Annotated in this window: 14 protein-coding genes; 1 reads left to right on the top strand and 13 read right to left on the bottom strand. The window is 53.4% G+C overall.

Translation table 11 applies throughout. From position 1 onward, the window contains the following. Positions 1-128: 128 nt before the first annotated feature. The 13 genes from HYD27_RS06875 to nifB form a co-directional block, all read right to left on the bottom strand. Positions 129-1,820, bottom strand: a complete 1,692-nt coding sequence (locus tag HYD27_RS06875) for a glycoside hydrolase family 13 protein (RefSeq protein ID WP_219212893.1) — start codon at positions 1,818-1,820, stop codon at positions 129-131. A 374-nt stretch (positions 1,821-2,194) separates the two neighbouring features. Next, positions 2,195-3,445, bottom strand: coding sequence for a BclA C-terminal domain-containing protein (locus tag HYD27_RS06870; protein WP_219212891.1), 1,251 nt, complete (start codon positions 3,443-3,445; stop codon positions 2,195-2,197). Between the two features lie 380 nt (positions 3,446-3,825). Further along, a complete protein-coding gene (locus tag HYD27_RS06865; protein ID WP_219212889.1) occupies positions 3,826-4,599 on the bottom strand; it encodes a Cof-type HAD-IIB family hydrolase in 774 nt (257 codons plus the stop codon). A 270-nt stretch (positions 4,600-4,869) separates the two neighbouring features. Continuing rightward, the gene (locus HYD27_RS06860; protein ID WP_219212888.1) at positions 4,870-6,012 is read right to left on the bottom strand and encodes a homocitrate synthase/isopropylmalate synthase family protein; all 1,143 of its coding nucleotides are present in this window, start codon (positions 6,010-6,012) and stop codon (positions 4,870-4,872) included. After that, complete coding sequence (locus HYD27_RS06855; RefSeq protein ID WP_219212886.1) at positions 6,009-6,761, bottom strand: HesA/MoeB/ThiF family protein; 753 nt, start codon at positions 6,759-6,761, stop codon at positions 6,009-6,011. The genes HYD27_RS06860 and HYD27_RS06855 overlap by 4 nt, the downstream gene beginning before the upstream one ends. A 38-nt stretch (positions 6,762-6,799) precedes the next feature. Beyond that, entirely contained in the window at positions 6,800-7,366 is a 567-nt protein-coding gene (locus HYD27_RS06850; RefSeq protein ID WP_219212885.1) for a DUF269 domain-containing protein, read from the bottom strand. Next, positions 7,347-7,760 (bottom strand): nitrogen fixation protein NifX, encoded by a 414-nt coding sequence (gene nifX, locus HYD27_RS06845; RefSeq protein ID WP_219212882.1) that lies wholly within the window; start codon positions 7,758-7,760, stop codon positions 7,347-7,349. Before nifX ends, HYD27_RS06850 begins: the two co-directional genes overlap by 20 nt. Beyond that, complete coding sequence (gene nifN / locus HYD27_RS06840) at positions 7,735-9,063, bottom strand: nitrogenase iron-molybdenum cofactor biosynthesis protein NifN (protein ID WP_219212880.1); 1,329 nt, start codon at positions 9,061-9,063, stop codon at positions 7,735-7,737. Before nifN ends, nifX begins: the two co-directional genes overlap by 26 nt. Continuing rightward, positions 9,053-10,417: a nitrogenase iron-molybdenum cofactor biosynthesis protein NifE gene (gene nifE / locus HYD27_RS06835; protein WP_219212878.1), complete on the bottom strand. Its 1,365-nt coding sequence runs from the start codon at positions 10,415-10,417 to the stop codon at positions 9,053-9,055. The genes nifN and nifE overlap by 11 nt, the downstream gene beginning before the upstream one ends. Before the next feature lie 270 nt (positions 10,418-10,687). Beyond that, positions 10,688-12,247 (bottom strand): nitrogenase molybdenum-iron protein subunit beta, encoded by a 1,560-nt coding sequence (gene nifK / locus HYD27_RS06830; RefSeq protein ID WP_219212876.1) that lies wholly within the window; start codon positions 12,245-12,247, stop codon positions 10,688-10,690. Then, positions 12,244-13,704, bottom strand: a complete 1,461-nt coding sequence (gene nifD, locus HYD27_RS06825) for a nitrogenase molybdenum-iron protein alpha chain (protein WP_219212874.1) — start codon at positions 13,702-13,704, stop codon at positions 12,244-12,246. The genes nifK and nifD overlap by 4 nt, the downstream gene beginning before the upstream one ends. 138 nt (positions 13,705-13,842) lie before the next feature. After that, positions 13,843-14,709 (bottom strand): nitrogenase iron protein, encoded by an 867-nt coding sequence (gene nifH / locus HYD27_RS06820; protein WP_019908852.1) that lies wholly within the window; start codon positions 14,707-14,709, stop codon positions 13,843-13,845. 6 nt (positions 14,710-14,715) lie between these two features. Further along, complete coding sequence (gene nifB, locus HYD27_RS06815) at positions 14,716-16,086, bottom strand: nitrogenase cofactor biosynthesis protein NifB (protein ID WP_219212872.1); 1,371 nt, start codon at positions 16,084-16,086, stop codon at positions 14,716-14,718. Between the two features lie 673 nt (positions 16,087-16,759). On the opposite strand from nifB, the gene HYD27_RS06810 reads away from it, so the two are divergent. Beyond that, positions 16,760-17,587: a TerC family protein gene (locus HYD27_RS06810; protein WP_219212870.1), complete on the top strand. Its 828-nt coding sequence runs from the start codon at positions 16,760-16,762 to the stop codon at positions 17,585-17,587. The last annotated feature ends 119 nt before the right edge of the window (positions 17,588-17,706 follow it).

Below are 17,706 nucleotides of genomic sequence, written 5' to 3'. Positions count from 1 at the left end.
CGCGCCTGATACCGGGCTTGGATACATCATCTGATGTAACGCAATTGTACCGCCTTTTCACCTTAAACTCAAAAAAGAGTCGCCATTCCGCCATACTTCCCGCGGTTGTGGCAACTCCTATTCTCATACTAGCCTTGCTTCTCCAGATAGACTCTGGCTTCATAGGGACGAAGCTTCAGCTTCCTTAAGTCTTCCTCTTTGCCCGGCGTGTAGTTGGAGATCAGCAGCTCCAGCTTTTCCGGCTGAAATTCCTCCGGCAGCTCGAACACCGGCTCCCGCTCAAAAAAATTCAGCACGACCAGCAGCCGCTCATCCTCCAGCATGCGGGTATAAGCATAAATTTCCGGATGCTCCTCCAGCAGCAGAACGTATTCACCGTAGACAATGACCTGATGCTTTTTTCTCAGCTGAATCAGCTTTTTGTAATAATGATAAATCGAGTCCGGGTCCTTGACCGCCCTGGCTGCATTGATCTCCCGGAAATTGGAGTTCACCCGAATCCACGGAACCCCTTCCGTAAATCCGCCGTCCTCGCCATCGTTCCACTGCATCGGCGTCCGGGCATTGTCCCGGCTTTTTTTGTGGATAGCGGCCATGATGTCGGCTTCGGGAACGCCATTCGTGCGTTTTTCCTCATAATAATTCAGCGTCTCCACATCCCGGTAATCGTCAATCGACTCAAAGCCCGCATTCGTCATCCCGATTTCCTCACCCTGGTAGATATATGGCGTACCCTCCAGCATGTGAATAAAGGTGGCCAGCATTTTGGCCGAGGGGATGCGGTAATACATATCGTTGCCGAACCGCGATACCGAGCGCGGCTGGTCATGATTGCACAAATAATTGGCGTTCCAGCCTTTGTTGTGCAGGACCGTCTGCCAGTTGCTGATGATTTTTTTCAGCTCCAAAAGGCTCCAGGGGATGGTGTCCCACTTCCCTCCGCCCGGTGCGGCGCAATCCAGATTCATATGCTCAAATTGAAAGGTCATGTTCAGCTCGCGGCGTCCGTCGCCGACATAATCGAGCGCCTGCTCCGGCCCGAGGCCCGAGGTTTCGCCGACCGTCATAATATCGTAAAAGTAGAGCACCCGATCATTCAGATTGCGCAGCAGCGTATGGACATGCTCCAGATTGGAGAACATGTCATACGCCCGCACAGTTGCCGTGCCGTTAGGATTCAGAGCATCGGGATACCCGTCCTTCTTCACAATATGGGCAATTGCGTCAAACCGGAAGCCGTCGATCCCTTTCTTCAGCCACCACTGCACCATTTCATGCAGCTTGTCGATCACGGCGGGATTCTCCCAGTTCAGATCCGGCTGAAATCTGGAATACAGGTGCAGGTAATATTCCCCTGTCCTTGGATCGAGCTCCCAGACCGAACCGCTGAAATAGGACTCCCAGTTGTTCGGCGGACCGCCGTTTCTGCCCTTTCTCCAGATGTAATAATCCCGTTTGGGATTATCCTTCGAGCTTCTGGATTCAATGAACCAGGGGTGCTGGTGGGAGGTATGGTTGAGCACCAGATCCATCATCAGCTTCATCCCGCGCGAATGCATCTCCCGCAGCAGCCGGTCAAAATCATCCATCGTTCCAAATTCCTTCATAATGTCGCAATAATCACTGATATCATATCCGTTGTCGTGGCCCGGCGATTTATAAATCGGACATACCCAGATTACATCCACACCCAGATCCTGCAAATAGTCCAATTTGGACATAATTCCGCGCAAATCTCCAATTCCGTCACCGTTGCTGTCCATGAAGCTGATCGGATAAATCTGATACACGACGCTTTCTTTCCACCATTTGGGGTTCACCGGAATTCCCTCCGCTTCTGCGATTCCTGCTTGGATAAGAGCTTCAGATCCGTATAAAGGCCACCCCGGCCTCTTCCGGACATATTAATATATCTTAACCACACCGGAGGAAGAGAATAACAAAATTCCGTTAAAACCTTTCACTTCCGTGCATCATCAGTCACTGGCCGCCTTAGCAGGCAGAGCGTCAATCGACAATGCTGAAAGGAAAGGCCCTGTATGTACTTCGGCAGCTGAATCTGCAGAAAAAAAAAGACGGAAGCTCATTCTTTTCTTAATAAGGAAGAGCTTCCGTCTTCTGCTTTTAAAGGTTCCGCCACTCTGCTCCGCAGGTTTGTGCTGCCGGTTAGAACCGCGCTCCCTTTCATTTGAGCCTAGCTTAATTGCTTGATTACAATCGACGCGTTGACATTCGCCTGCGTGCCCCCGGCCAGTGTCTGCAGCGTGACTGCCGCCGCGGAGCTGTGGTTGCGCAGCGTCAGCACATCTCCCGAGGCCAAGGCGAAGATCGCCTGCCCGGTGTTTTGCTGGGTTCCTGCACCCGAGCCGTATACGGTACCCGCAACCTCGGCCCCGTTGACGAACAATGCGAACTGGTTGGGTTCCACGCCGGATACCGAGAAATTGACCTCATAAATCCCGGCATTAGTCACTGAAATTGTCGTTGTGCCGGGAGCATGGGTAATCCCCGGAGTCAGCAGACCGTTCGTATCAAAAGACACATCCGCCTCAATCGGCACGACCTGCGCCCCCAGATTATACACATAACCAAATTGGGCTATCCCTCCGGCCGCACCCGTTGCGCCGGTTGCGCCTGCCGCTCCTGCAGCTCCGGTTGCGCCCGTTGCTCCAGCAGCCCCGGCGGGTCCCGCGGGTCCGACCGCCCCGGCCGGTCCGGCAACGCCGGCGGGTCCGGCAATTCCGGCAGGCCCGGCAATTCCGGCAGGCCCGGCAATTCCGGCAGGCCCTGCGGCTCCGGCGGGTCCCGCCGGTCCGGTAGGTCCGGCAGCGCCGGCGGCCCCAGCCGGTCCAGCGGGACCCACCAGTCCTCCGATTCCTGCCGGGCCGATGGCGCCGGCGGCCCCGATAGCTCCGGCGGCCCCAATGGCTCCGGCGACGCCCAGCGCTCCCGTAGCACCCATTGCGCCCAGAGCGCCGACAGCGCCGGCGGCGCCAAGCAGCCCTGCGGCTCCGGCCGCTCCCAGGCCGCCCGTTGCCCCGGCCGCGCCCAAAGCCCCGGCGGCCCCGGCGGCGCCCAGCGCACCGGCGGCTCCAATAGCCCCCAGGGCTCCGGCTGCACCCGTTGCCCCCAGCAATCCTTCTGCACCGGCGGCCCCCAGAGCTCCGGCGGCTCCGGCTGCACCCGCTGCACCCAGCGCTTCCACAGCACCCGCTGCGCCAAGCGCTCCGGCGGCTCCGGCCGCTCCCAATGCACCAAGCGGAATGTTTACACGGACAATCTGCTTTTTGACGATAATTTTCTTGCAGCCGCATTTCCTTTCCGTTTCATGCTTCCGTCTTGCAGTTTTTCTTTTAAGCCCTTTCTTGCACGGTTTTGGCAAAGAGCACTCAAGCCGCTTTTTCTCAGGATTCGGGCATTTTTTCTTAAGCTCCAGACTTCCCATTTACAGCACCTCCCAATAGACTTGATGTATAGTACTCCATTTACCCAGGGAAGGCATGGACATCTGTCTCGTAGGCCGCAGTTTATTTTTGCAAAATCCGGGTGTTTACCCCGTCCGGACAAGCTGAAATTACCCGGGACCGGAATAATCTGTTCACATGCCTGGACACCTCTGCTGCTGAGCGGACATATACTATAGATGGACAACCCGCCCAGTCTTGTTCAGCTTAACTTGCAATTGCACCTGTACAGCGGCTTGAATTCAACTCTTTCCCCAAACATCCAGCCTGCATTTCAGCCCTCAGACGCAGAGCTTCGCCCCAAGCCAAAAAGGACCGCATCTGCTGCAGATTCTGCAAGAGAAGGGTCCTGCCTTCTTCTCTACAACAGGCCCACCATTTTCAAGCCCTCAAGAATGCCGTTCTCGCTGACATGCTTGGTCACATAGGCGGCGGCCGCCTTCACTTCATCCTCCGCATTGCCCATCGCGATGCCATGACCAACAAAGCTAAGCATCTCCAGATCATTCAGTCCGTCGCCAAAAGCATAGATATCTTCCCTCGGCACACCAAGAATTTTCATCATCTGCTGAATGCCCCCCGCCTTCGAGCCATTTCCCGGCAGCACATCCATACAAAGCTTATGCCAGCGGACAAAATTCAAATGCGGATACGCTTCTGAGTACAAGCCCTGATCCTCCTGCGGGCAAAAAATCAGCGCCTGATAGATTTCATGCTGCAAAAAATAACCCGCATCATGGGTCGGAAACGCCAGCTTCAGAGAGCCGATGCTTGTTTTGATGTACTCATGCTCCGCAACATTTACGGTCATGCCGACAGCATCAATATAGGCCACCGGGTGATCGTTCTTCTCGGCGAACAAGGTCAGTTTCTGCAGAGATTGGGTATCCAGGGGGTTGCAGTAGATCTCTCTTCCTTTAAAAACTACGTATTGCCCGTTCAGTGACACATATGAATCAATTCCCAGCTCTTCACGCAAATCCTCAAACATGTAAGCAGCTCTGCCGGTGGCGATAGCCACATTGTGGCCCCGGCTTTTCAGTTCAGCGATGGCTTCCTTCGCAGACGCGGGAATTTTCTTGGCTTCATCATAAATCGTGCCGTCAATATCAAAAAAGATTGTTTTTTGAGTCATTGCTCCTCCATTCTACTTGCCTTCTCTGCTTATCACTCCTGTTGCTGATGGCCGTGAACCCTTAACAAGCATATATTTGCAAAAAAAGCAGGCAGCGCTCCCCTCCTCCTTAATGAAGATCAGCGCTGTCTGCTTAATATTAACACTTCAGAGCCATCCAAACCTCAAGCACATTTCCGTCACAGGCGCCTGGCCTACGCTGTAAAACCTTCTTACAGGCCGCTCAGGCGTTCTGTGTTCTAATCCCGGCTCCGGCGTTACGCTCCATTCTTATACAGCGTTCTGTGCCCGCTGCTGCTCTTCCATCAGCCACTGCACCAGCATATATTCCGGTACAGTTCCTTTACGGGCCTCTGCGTATGCACGGACCCGCTCCAGGAGACGCCCAGCAGTATCCGCACTGATCGCAAGGCCCCACTGATCGAGCACATGGGACACAGCACCGGTGCCGGAATGCTTGCCCAGTACGAAATGGTGGCTCCGGCCCACTTCAGAGGGATCAAAGGTCTGATAAGTGGCTCTCTCCTTCATCAGACCATCCACGTGAATGCCCGACTCATGCGTAAAAGCCATCTGTCCCACAATGGGCTTGGCATCTCCTACACTGCGGCCGGAAGCGGCAATCACCTTGTCGGCCAAGCCTTTGAGCAGATCGAATCTTACGCTGCTCTCTCCACCGTACAGGTAATGCCAGGCCATCGCCACTTCCTCCATGGCTGCGTTCCCGGTGCGTTCGCCGATTCCGGCCACCGTGGTGCTGGCCCACACTGCACCTGCGGCGATTCCGCTCAGCGTATTGGCGCAGGCCAGCCCGAAATCATTATGGCAGTGCACCTCCAGCTCAACATCTGCCGGGACCGCACCAAGCAGAGTGCTTACGCGCTCTGCAATCTGCCCTGGATGATGGGCCGAGACCGTATCCGCATAACGGAACCTGCGGATTCCCTCCTTATGGAGAGAATTCACCAGCTGGACCAGGAAACCCATATTGGCCCTGGAGGAATCCTCCATCCCTACCGACACCGTCATCCCCAGCGACAGGCCATATTCGGCCGCGCCAAGCAGCTTGTTCAGCCCCTCCGCAGGGGTGAGGCCCAGCTTGCCCTGCAGCTGAATCTCCGAGACGGGAATGGACACGTGGCTCCAGTTCACTCCGGTCGCCCGCGCCTTGTCGATATCCCCCGCCACCGAACGATTCCAGGTCATGAGCTTCATCGGGAGATTCAATTCGGCGATGGCCGCAATATCCTCCTGCTCCCGCTTGCCCATGGCAGGAATCCCCACCTCTGCCTGCTCTACTCCGCACTCCGACAGCAACTTTGCGATTTCCAGCTTTTCCGCCCTCGTGAATGAAACTCCAGCCGCCTGTTCACCATCCCGCAGTGTCGTGTCACATAGCTTGAGACTTTTCACGGTTTACCTCCTTCTCCGCAGCAAGCGCAATTCGGATTACGGGCAATATGGACGCTGTAACAGGCGAAGTCGAGTGAGCTGAAGCGATGCATCACGCCCGCATAAGTTGTCCCTACCCCTGTAATCCATTTTACGGCTTCCAGCGCAGCCAGACAACCTGCAATTCCGGAGGTCGCTCCCAGAACTGGAAATCCAAGCGGCTCCCACTGCGGCTGCACATCCGGATACAAACATTCCAGGCAGGGCGTTAGACCGGGAATGACCGTAGTCAGGGAGATTTCAAATCCATACATAGCGGCTTCCACCATAGGTGTGCCGGTATCTACACACAGACGGTTCAGCGTATATCTCTCCGGAAAATCATAACGGGCGTCGATCACAATATCTGCGCTCTCCACCCAGGGTCTGGCAAGTTCATATTCAATCCTGGAATTATAGCCCTCAATCTCGACATGCGGGTTCAGGCGCTTCAGCTGGGCAATGGCCGTGCTCATCCGCTCCATCCCCAGATGCTCCGCATCCATGAGAATTTGCCGGTTGAGGTCAGGAGGGACAATTATCCCTTCATGGGCCAGAATAAGCTTGCCGACGCCCGCCGCTGCCAGATACAGCGCAGCCGTTCCTCCAAGTCCGCCGATTCCGGCCACCATCACCGTCGCTTCCTTCAGCGCCTTCTGCCCGTCTTCTCCGAGCAGCTTAAGCTGCCGGGCATACCGTTCCAGCTCCATATCACCGGCAAGCTGCTCCATCCCTGTTCCCCCCTGTGACTGATAATTAATTCGCGCCTTTAGCCTTCGAGGCTGAGCAATCCGTGAAACTGCGTCATCTCGTTATATTTTTCCAAAAAGGCCAGGCCTTCCTCCACACACTCCACTCCATAACGGATGGTCTTCTCCTCCGAGGTGAAGGGGAAGGGAAAGCCGGCCCGCAGACTTTTCAGCACCAGGATGACACGGCCGCTGTACAGCAATCCCCTTCCAAAGCCCTCCACATTAATCTCGGCGGTGCTTTGCACCATGGTTCCGCTCTTCTCTTCCATGACTCCGGCGATGGCCTGGAACAGAACCGGAACCTGCTGGCGGACCTTCGGAGATACGGCACAGTTGAAGTCCGATTTATCCTTGTCCTCGGCGGTAGCCAGGAACAGCTTGGCAATCTTCTCCTGCGGGGACAGCGAGGCATGCCGTCCGAAGAAGTCAGCCGTATCCAAAAGATTGCACAAACGGCGGACAAAAGCATCCGCCGTATCTTGATCCAGTTCTTTTTCGGCCTTGCGGCGGCGGAGCTTCACCGCCGCTCCTTCCAAGGAAGGAGCAGCTTGAATTGTCATCTTCTCATTTGCCAATGGTTCCATTCGCTTCCTCCCCTTCGCCTGTGCCTTCCTCTTCCGCACGCAGCACCTTGGCCAGCCACATCGGCGGCTTGCCCTGAAGCATCTCAACCAGACGCTTCACCTGCTCGTCAATCGGGCTGCCGAACGGAACCTTAACCGGCATAATCTTGCGGCGCGTCACCTTCGCGGCGGCTGAAGCGCCAATCTGCATGATGAAGATCAGTGTGCAATCTTCTACCGCCGCCAGCCGGTTGTCAATTTTACCGGCTTCATCCTGATTCAGGACAACCGGCAGCTTGCGCAGTTCTACCAGTTCGCCGCCATTTTTGGTTACATTATATACGGCGAACATAGGACTTTGCCCAAAGTGGGCATTCACGCGGCTTCCATCATCTGTGGCGAATGCTACTTTCACGGTGTTTGGCCTCCCTTTGCATTAACAAATTCCCTGCTTTATTACTCCACTCCATGGCGCCTCTGTATCCTACAGAGACGGACATGTAAGCTCCAAGCTCGTTCCATACCGGAAAGCCGGCCGGCATAAATGCAGCGTCAATCCGCTTCGCTCCGGCGATGCCGTGAGAATTGCTGATCCAGAGATCGGCCCCCTTGCCCAGCACTTCGGCATCGTCCAGATCTCCTACCCACACCTCGCGCTCCATTCCTGCAATCAGCGGTGTTTCATAGGAAGCAATCAACGCCTTCTGCTCCACCCCAAGCTCTTCAAGCCATCCCGAGACGGAATACAGATGATCCGGCTCCAGCGCGGTCATTGCAGACATGCCGGCAAACTGAAAATGCGCGTCAAGCATGCTGTCGAGCAAATTCTCACGCTGCCAGCAATACCGCAGCGGCACCGGCTCTCCGCTGATCTGGTGCAGAAAATGCAGCAGCTCATCGGAAGCCTTAAGTCCCATCGCGCCTTCAAAAACCTTGTAAGGCGTGCCAAGCGCATTGTGAAGCCTTCTTGCCGGACGCTCCATGCTGCCGCCGATGGCGATTGTCAGCCCGGACTGCAGACTCTGCAGCATGGAATCCAGCGGCACACCGCCACGGGTCAGCGGAGAGAACCCGGTCAGCAAATGCCCTGACAGGGAGGTCGAGATATCCGGCAGCGCAATCACCTCGAAGCCGAAGGAAGAAATAATCTCCTTCAGTTCCATCACATCCGCAGGTGTCAGGAAAGATCCGGGCAGCAGCGTAATCTGCCGGGTATTCACGCTTCTCGAGCCCCTGTGCCCCACCTGCTGGATCATTTCATCGATCATCGCCTCCACCGTAATGCTGAAGCCCGACTCCAGCGAACCGCGGAAGTCAGGGAGCACCACGGAAAAAGCAAGTCCTCCGCGCATGTTCCGCTCCCGTTTGTAGGACTTGAGCATGCTCTGATAATCCACCCCGGCGACATCGGTCAATTCCGTTCCGATAATTCCGATAATATCGGGCCGGTGCTTGCTCAGCACCAGGTTAAGAGCCTCCTCCAGATTCCGGTTGGCATCGAAGATGACATCCATCTCCTGCAGCGCGGAGGTCTGTACGGCGATCGGCTCGCGGAAATGCCGGGTCAGCAGTGCCTTGGGAAACGCGGAGCAGCCCTGAGAGCCGTGCATCAGCGGCATGGCGCGATAGCAGCCCTGCAGCGCCAGCACGGCGCCGAGCGACTGGCCGATCTTGATCGGATTGACTGCGGCCGGTTTTTTCCTTCTGCTAACGGTCATAAGGAGGCGCCTCCTTGTCCCACGGAGCCGGACTCGCGGCCAGCTTCCAGATCGGATTGGCAAGCGAATAGGTCAGCTCCTTGGCCAGCCGCAGCAAGCCTTCATATCCCGCATATGCCTTATGTCTCTCCTGGTTGATATCAATGAATGGAATCTGCTCCTTCATCGCCACGTACATATTGCGGCCGCCGGCGATCATAATATCCGCCTTGCGCTCACGCACCGTCTTGAGAATCCGGCTCGCGCCGCCCTCGGGAATATATTCGGTGTCGTCGCTCACCCGGTCGGCAATCCGCCGGACATCATCCTCCGTGCTTTTGTTCGTGCCGACGCCCACCACCTGAACGCCAAGCTCCTTAAGTGCGGAAATGACGGACCAGCTTTTGACGCCGCCGGTATAGAGCACCGCCTTCTTCCCTTTCAGAATCTTGCGGTAAGGGCGCAGATCCTGGGTGAGACGGGCCTCTTCACGTTCGGTGAGGCGGTCTACGCGGCGCTCCATTTCGCGGTCATTCATCAGGAAGGCCATCTGTCTTAATGAATAGGTCGTTTCCTTGGCACCATAGAAAGAGCCTTCGAAGTAAGGAATCCCGTACTTCGACTCCATTTCCTTCGCGAGTCCGAGCAAGGCCCGGCTGCAGACGACCATGTTAACCTTCGCATGGTGCGCCCAGGTAATCTCCCTGTAGCGGGCGTCTCCTGTAATACGCGAGGTTACCGAAATACCGGCACTGTTCATCAGCTTCTCGATATCCCACATCTCGCCGGCGATGTTATATTCGCCTATAAGATTGATGCCCATGGACATATCTGGAGCGGGTTCCCCGGTACCGATGACATACTGCATCAGGGCATCTCCGGCCAGACGGTTGCCAAGATTCTTGCTGCCGACAAAACCGGGGCTGTTCACCGGGATAACCGGAATGCCCAGCCGGTCTGCCGCAGTCTTGCAAACGGCATCCATGTCTTCACCGATAAGGGCAGTCACGCAGGTTGAATATACAAATATTGCCGGAGGCGCAAAGCGCTCGGCAATGTAGTGAATACTTTCCTTCAGTTTCTTCTCTCCGCCAAAAATAATATCGGAATCGGTAAGATCCGTAGCAAAGCCATATTGGGACAGGGAGGGGCCGCTCGACAGAGCCCCCCTGCTCTCCCAACTGTTCCCGGCACAAGCAATCGGACCATGGACAAGATGCGCAGCGTCCATAATCGGCAGCAATGTAATTTGGGCTCCGTCGAAGGAGCAGCCTCCAGCCGCTTCACCCGGTTTGGGCCGTGGACAGGGCTTGGATTTTGGGGCTAGGCTCCCGCAAGCCTCGGAATCAAATTCGTCTTTTCGAACAGGGTCCATCGGCTCTCATCTCCTTCGCTAAAGTTGCTTGCTTCACGCTGACTCGCGCTACTAAGGCGGCCTACTCGCACATTATTGCAAAATTCCCGGCCTGCCCTGTCCCCGGAATTTGGCTTGAAATAATCCTTCGCCGAAATGTAAGGGACCAGGGAACGCCGGGTGAAATGATTTTTACATTTATTCAAATTGATGTATTTATAATATAAAATATCCTTACAGAAAGTTTCAGTAATTTTCGTCACTTCAACTCAATTCGCACCAGCGTATCACTTAACGTACCAATTCGAAATTGAAGCCGGAATTATTATCGTCCAATTGCTGAAGGATAGTATTAACTATCAGACTCAGCAGATTTAGAGTTCCTTGGTAACCTAGTATTGGATAACGGTGCATATGATGACGGTCAAAGATAGGGAATCCAACCCGGATCAGCGGAACATCGGCATCCTTAGCGGCGAATTTCAGATGCGAGCTGCCAATAGCCAAATCAACCGGATCATTGATCAGCAGTGAACGCATATGCCACAAATCTTTTCCGACATGCACTGTTGCTTCTGAACCGTACGGACTCGCAGCCAGAAGAGCTTCGGCTTCCGTCTTGAATTTCTCTTCTTGAAAATCAACATCCCCGTTGGAGCAGACAATATGCACCGGCTCCATACCAATCTCGAGGCAGAACCCGATCAGACCGATTAAAAGATCCGGATCACCTACAAGCGCTACCCGTTTGCCATGAAGATAAGGATGGCTGTCCATGAGAGCGTCCACTACCCGGCCGCGCTCCTCGGTAAGTGATGCAGGAATAGGAAGTCCTGTCAGTTCACTGATTGTTTCCAGAAGTTTATCTGTACCTTTGATACCGAGCGGCGTAGATAATGCAGCAATTTGCTGGTTCCAGGTTCCGCTGATATATTCCTGTGTCTTCTTCAACGTATACTTTTGCAGTGACAGGGTCGCAAGCGCATTGGCTGCTTGCGGCACATCCTCAAGCTTGGTACCGCCATAATAGTATTCGTATTCTCCCGTAGCCGGCGAATCATAGTTGCCACTGTGATCGCCTATGATTGTAAACTTCGTATCAAAAGCGTTCAGGATTTTGCGAATCTCACCAAAGTTTCCGGTGTATGGCTCAAAGCCAAGCATAACGTTCAGCTTCTCGCCTGTCCCTTCACCACTTCCAGGATTCGCCTGAATACCGGAGCGTTCATACAGATAACTCAAGATTCCTTTGACCATAGAATCATAGCCGGTGATATGCGAGCCGACAAAACTTGGCGTATTGCAATAGGCCACCGGGAACTCTTCACTGATTACCCCTTTAATACGGGCGTTGCCAATAAAGGAATTAAGATCATCACCAATAACCTCGGCCATACAAGTTGTACACACAGCAACCATTTCCGGTTTGTACAGTGCTACACTGTTCTCAAGGCCGTCAATCAGGTTGTTCATTCCTCCGAACACAGCGGCATCCTCGGTCATGGAAGTGGAGACGGATGGCGTAGGTTCTTTAAAGTGACGGCTTAGATGGCTGCGAAAGTAGGCGTTGCAGCCCTGCGAACCGTGCACAAAGGGCAATGTCTTCTCAAACCCGAGGGCTGCCATAACTGAACCTAATGGCTGACATGCTTTATGTGGATTAATAACAACATTCTGACGGTTAAAGTTCTTTTCCATATATTCGGCAGATTTGGAGTAGGCGAGAGCTTCGGCAGTTTCCTGCTCGCTGCAAGGCGCTTCGAACTGTTTTTTGTTCTCCCGCTGCTGCACGTAACGTTCTTCCTTGAACAAGCTGGTGTTGTCTTTAATGTTCAATTCGTCCTTGCTCATACGCTCGCCCCCTCTGGCTGGATTTTCGCCTTTTTATTCACCAGATCCCACACCGGGCTGTTTACAGTCATATCCATATCCTTGGCAAAAACCTTGAACCCGTCAAATCCATGATATGGGCCGCTGTAATCCCAAGAGTGCATCTGACGGAACGGAACACCCATTTTGTGGTATACATATTTTTCTTTAACTCCCGAACCGACCAAGTCAACACCCAATCTCTGGGTGAGCTCTTCAAGCTCATAGGCCGTCGGGTCATCCATAACGATTGTTCCTTCTTTCAACATCGGGAGCATCTTTTCGTAGTCATCTTTGTGGGCAAATTCGTAACCGGAAGCCACGATGTCCATGCCCAGGTCTTCATAAGCTCCGATGGTGTGGCGGGAGCGCAGCCCACCGATCATGAGCATTACCGTTTTCTTCTCCAGGCGGGGTCTGTATTTATTGATAATGGCATCCATTTGCGGCTTGTATTTGGCGATCATCTTCTCGCAGTTCTCCTGAATTGTTGCGTCGAACAGGGCTGCAATCGCACGCAGGCTCTCATAAGTCTTCGTTGGTCCGAAGAAGTTGTATTCAAGCCAAGGAATACCATATGCTTTTTCCATATGATCTACCATGTAGTTCATGGAACGGTGGCAGTGAATCAGGTTAAGCTTTGCTTTATGAGCTACTTCCAGTTCGTTGAGGGAGCCATCACCGGACCATTGGGCAATAACGCGAAGCCCCATTTCTTCCAGCAGGATACGGGATGCCCAAGCGTCACCGCCTATATTGTAGTCACCGATAATGTTGACATCATATGGCCCCGTCTCAGCCAGTTCTGCACGCCCCATTACAAAATCGCGGATGGCATCATTAGCGATATGGTGACCCAAGGATTGGCTGACACCACGGAACCCTTCACAGCGTACCGGAACAATCGGCATATCTAGCTCTTTGGACATTTTTTTGGAAACTGCTTCAATATCATCACCAATCAGTCCGACCGGACACTCGGACTGAACCGATATGCCTTTGGCAAGAGGAAACATTTCGGTAATCTCACGCATGATTACTGCAAGCTTCTTATCCCCGCCGAAGACAATATCCGTCTCCTGAAAATCACTTGTGATTTGCATGGCCGTAAAGTTATCGATGCCCAGCGTTCCGTTGGCAAAGTTACGGCGCGAGCCCCAGCTGTATTGCCCGCAGCCGACAGGACCGTGGCTGATATGAACCATATCCTTAATTGGCCCCCATACCACACCTTTGGACCCTGCATATGCGCATCCGCGCGGTGTCATAACGCCCGGACGGGATTTAATGTTGGACTTCACTGCGCACGTACCACAATCTATTGCATTATCTGTAGCGACCTGAAAATGCTTTTCGCGGTCTTTCTTCGCTTTCTTGGGATAAGCTTCGAGAACCTCTTCTACTAATTTCTTATTCTCTTCTTCGATATTCAGTCCCATTTATTGACCCTCCTTTTCGTGGTGCAGGACGCTTATGCCGCCTGCATGGCCTCTCTCTAGGCCACTGAAAGTTCATCCGGTGAAGGCCGTCTCTCCACTCCCTTTCACCGGATGCCTGGGTAATGACGGCTTGCTGGCTTATTGGCCGGAAGCCTGCAGCTTCTTGAGCGCGGCTTCTTCATCTTCGATAATTCCGAATTCCATCAGCAGCTCTTCCAGCTCTTCCATGGAAATTGGAGTAGGGATGGTCAGCATTTTGTTGTTGAGGATTTTTTCAGCCAGGATTTCATATTCTTTGGCTTGTTGATGTGCAGGGTTGTACTGGGCAACTGTCATTCTGCGCAGCTCCGCATGCTGAACGATATTATCGCGGGGTACGAAGTGGATCATCTGCGTGTTCAGACGGCGGGCAAGCTCCATGATCAGCTCATCTTCACGGTCAGTGTTACGGCTGTTGCAGATCAGTCCGCCCAGTCTCACGCCGCCGCTTGTGGCATATTTCAGGATACCGCGTGCGATGTTGTTGGCGGCGTACATTGCCATCATTTCACCGGAACAGACGATGTAAATCTCCTGCGCCTTGCCTTCGCGGATAGGCATTGCGAACCCGCCGCATACAACGTCGCCCAGTACGTCATAGGATACGAAGTCCAGATCCTGATAAGCGCCTTCCTGCTCCAGGAAGTTGATGGCTGTAATGATCCCGCGCCCTGCACAGCCTACGCCCGGTTCAGGTCCGCCGCACTCTACATTGATGATGTCGCCGAAGCCGGTCTGCAGCACATCTTCGAGTTCAAGATCCTCTACGGAACCCAGTTCTGCCGCCAGCTCCAGTACGGAGTTCTGGGCTTTGGTGTTCAGTATCAGGCGTGTGGAGTCTGCCTTGGGGTCACAGCCTACGATCATAATTCTTTGTTTGAATTTGGTTGCGAGCTGGGCCAAAGTATTTTGGGAAGTTGTGGATTTACCGATACCGCCTTTACCGTAGAAAGCTATTTGTCTCATGATTCATCATCCCTTCGAAATGTTTATATTTTCAAAATAAGAACTGTACTTCACACTTTCGAGAATCGCTTCCTGTATTCCACCTTTGCGGACGAGAGGCAGGACTCCGGTCTTGTTCAGGCTCGCACGCGGGCCATCGCCGATACCGGAGCAGAGAAGAATGCGGCAATCACTTAAAATGGAGATGATTTCTTGCAGCGTGGCGGCTTTGTCGCCATTGCAGTCGGCTTTGCCTTGGCAGTATGCCTGTATCTTGCGGACACCGAGCAGCTGGACATCCGCTCCGTCGGTATCGTAAACCAGGAATTCCGTCGCATGCCCGAAATGCTGATTGACCTTATCGCCGCCCCTGGTGGCTACCGCGACCCTGATCTTCGGGGCATTCTCTTGCAGGCGTCTGGCCTGTTTGGCTTTGACACGCTCGCGGATCTTCGCGTCCAGCTCGCCCTGGAACAGCGCCCTGGCTTCTTCGTTGATTACCGGATCAGCCTCCATGGCCTCGAGCGGAAAATCCTGATTGCGGTCCTGGCCCAGCAGTCCGATGGCATCAGCCCGGCATTGCCGGCAATGGCGCATCACCTTCATGCCGTCGCGTCCAAGAAGCTCCTGCAGATTGTGCAGCTCCTTCGGACGGGGCGCTTTGCGGCCGTCCAGCTCGTACTGGCTGCCCGGTGCGATAATTAATGGTGTTACGTTGTGCAGTGTGGCCCCGAGCTCTTTTACTCTTTTGGACACTGCGGGCAAATGATGATCGTTGACCCCGGGAATCATAATGGAATTGACTTTGACCAATACCCCCTGCTTCGCCAGCAATTCAAGGCCGAGCAGTTGGCGGCTGATCAGCAGCTCTGCTGCCGCTCTGCCTTCGTAGCGCACCCCTTCGTCGAACACCCAGGGATAAATCTCCTGGCCGACATCAGCATCGATGGCGTTGATTGTAATGGTGACATGGCGGATGCCAAGCTCCATAATCTCATCGATATGCCGGTAAAGCGTCAATCCGTTGGTGCTGAGGCAAAGGGAGACATCAGGCACATGCTCCTTGACTCTGGCAAAAGTATCGAACGTTTGCTCCGGGTTCGCCAGCGGATCGCCGGGTCCGGCTACGCCGACCACCGAGAGCTGCATGAGCTGGGCCGCTACCCCTTTCACTTTGCGTTCCGCCTGCTCCGGGGTAAGCACCTCACTGACCACACCAGGCCTGCTCTCGTTCACGCAGTCGAACTTGCGGTTGCAGTAATTGCACTGGATGTTGCAGGCGGGAGCTACCGGGATGTGCATCCTGGCATAAAACCGATGGGCTTCCTCGCTGTAGCAAGGGTGGCGGCTGATCTCCTCCTCTGCTTCACTTGATATACACGGCGACGGCTGCATCATTTCCCACCTCCTAAAAGTTTTGTGAGCCCGGCTTCCTGCAAAGTCAGCGTACAAAACTCGCTTCGTAAGCATCCGCCAAGTTTTACGGAGCTTTACAACTATGGAGCTACGGCAATCTGCTACTAAATAGAGTTTATTTTTGCGGGCAAATGAGTTAATGTTATATTTCATAACACCAATTCGCTTGGCCGCTTTAATTAGTCTCATCATATTTTCAATCACACGCACCGTCAATTGGGTTTAGGCTTAAAAACCCCTATATTTCCTTATGTTTGCAGTTTCGCCATATGAGATGTCATGTTATCTTACTTAAACATATCATGTTTCCGTTTCCATTTGCGCATTTTCTATTGATATTTATTCTCAAAGGCATTGACAACGACTCTCAAGTCATATATGATACTTCTAGATCAATCACGTAACCAATAAAATTTAATATATCCCGTAAAGGGGAGTAGCTGTTAGATAAAATCGTCAATACGAGAGCGTGAGGATGTTCTCCGGTTTTATCGGCAATGAACTATTGTTAGCGAGACCTTTACCAATCAGGTTAGTCTTTATTCCAAAGGCTGATCTGCTTGGTAAAGGTCTTTTTTATATATAATTGGTTAAAATAATGTATCGCAGGAATTTTTGCGGCGGTATTTCACACCCAAATGAGGAGGAAGCAGCAATGGATTGGGGATTATTATTAGAATACGGATGGGTACTGCTCGTTCTCGTAGCACTGGAAGGGTTGCTCGCCGCAGATAACGCACTTGTACTGGCAATCATGGTTAAACATCTTCCTGATGAGGAACGCAAGAAAGCATTGTTCTATGGTTTGGCGGGGGCTTTTGTATTCCGCTTCGGTTCACTTTTCGTCATCTCCTATCTGGTGGACATCTGGCAGGTACAAGCCATCGGCGCACTCTACCTGCTGTTCATCGCAGGGAACCATATCTTCCGAAAAGTGCTGTTCAAGAAGCCTGTCACTGAAGAGGCTGCCGAAAGCGGCACTGAGGAAGCCGTGGAAAAGAAGAAATCCAGCTTCTGGTTTACGGTTCTGAAGGTTGAAGTGGCGGATATTGCGTTTGCTGTTGACTCTATCCTCGCGGCTGTTGCGCTTGCCGTTGCGCTTCCGGCAAGCGGAATGGGGAATATCGGCGGCCTGGACGGCGGACAATTCCTCGTGATCTTCGCCGGCGGATTCATCGGACTGGTGATTATGCGGTTCGCGGCGTCCTTTTTCGTCAAGCTGCTCCATTCCCGTCCCGGCCTTGAAATTGCCGCCTTCTTCATTGTTGGCTGGGTCGGCGTCAAGCTGGCCGTCATCACCCTCGCCCATCCGTCGCTGGGTGTGCTGTCCGAGGATTTCGCCCACAGCACCTGGTGGAAGGCTACCTTCTATGTAGTGCTTGTAATTATTGCAGCCACCGGCTGGTTCATGAGCAGCCATAAGATTGAAGAGAATGTGGGTGAAAACCCCATTCGTGAGGTCGATAAGCAGTTAGGTAAATAAAAGACAGCTGTGCATAGCCAAACCTGTAAAAGCCTGCTCCCCGCCTGATCACGGGAAGCAGGCTTTACTGCGTCTTCAAGAGCTGTGAAAACCCTGTTTGATGATGGGCCTACAGAATG

The organism is Paenibacillus sp. S150, assembly GCF_019352175.1.
Taxonomy (GTDB): Bacteria; Bacillota; Bacilli; order Paenibacillales; family Paenibacillaceae; genus Paenibacillus_AQ.
Note: the sequence above shows the minus strand (reverse complement) of the source record. Positions and strands in the feature narration are given on the sequence as shown.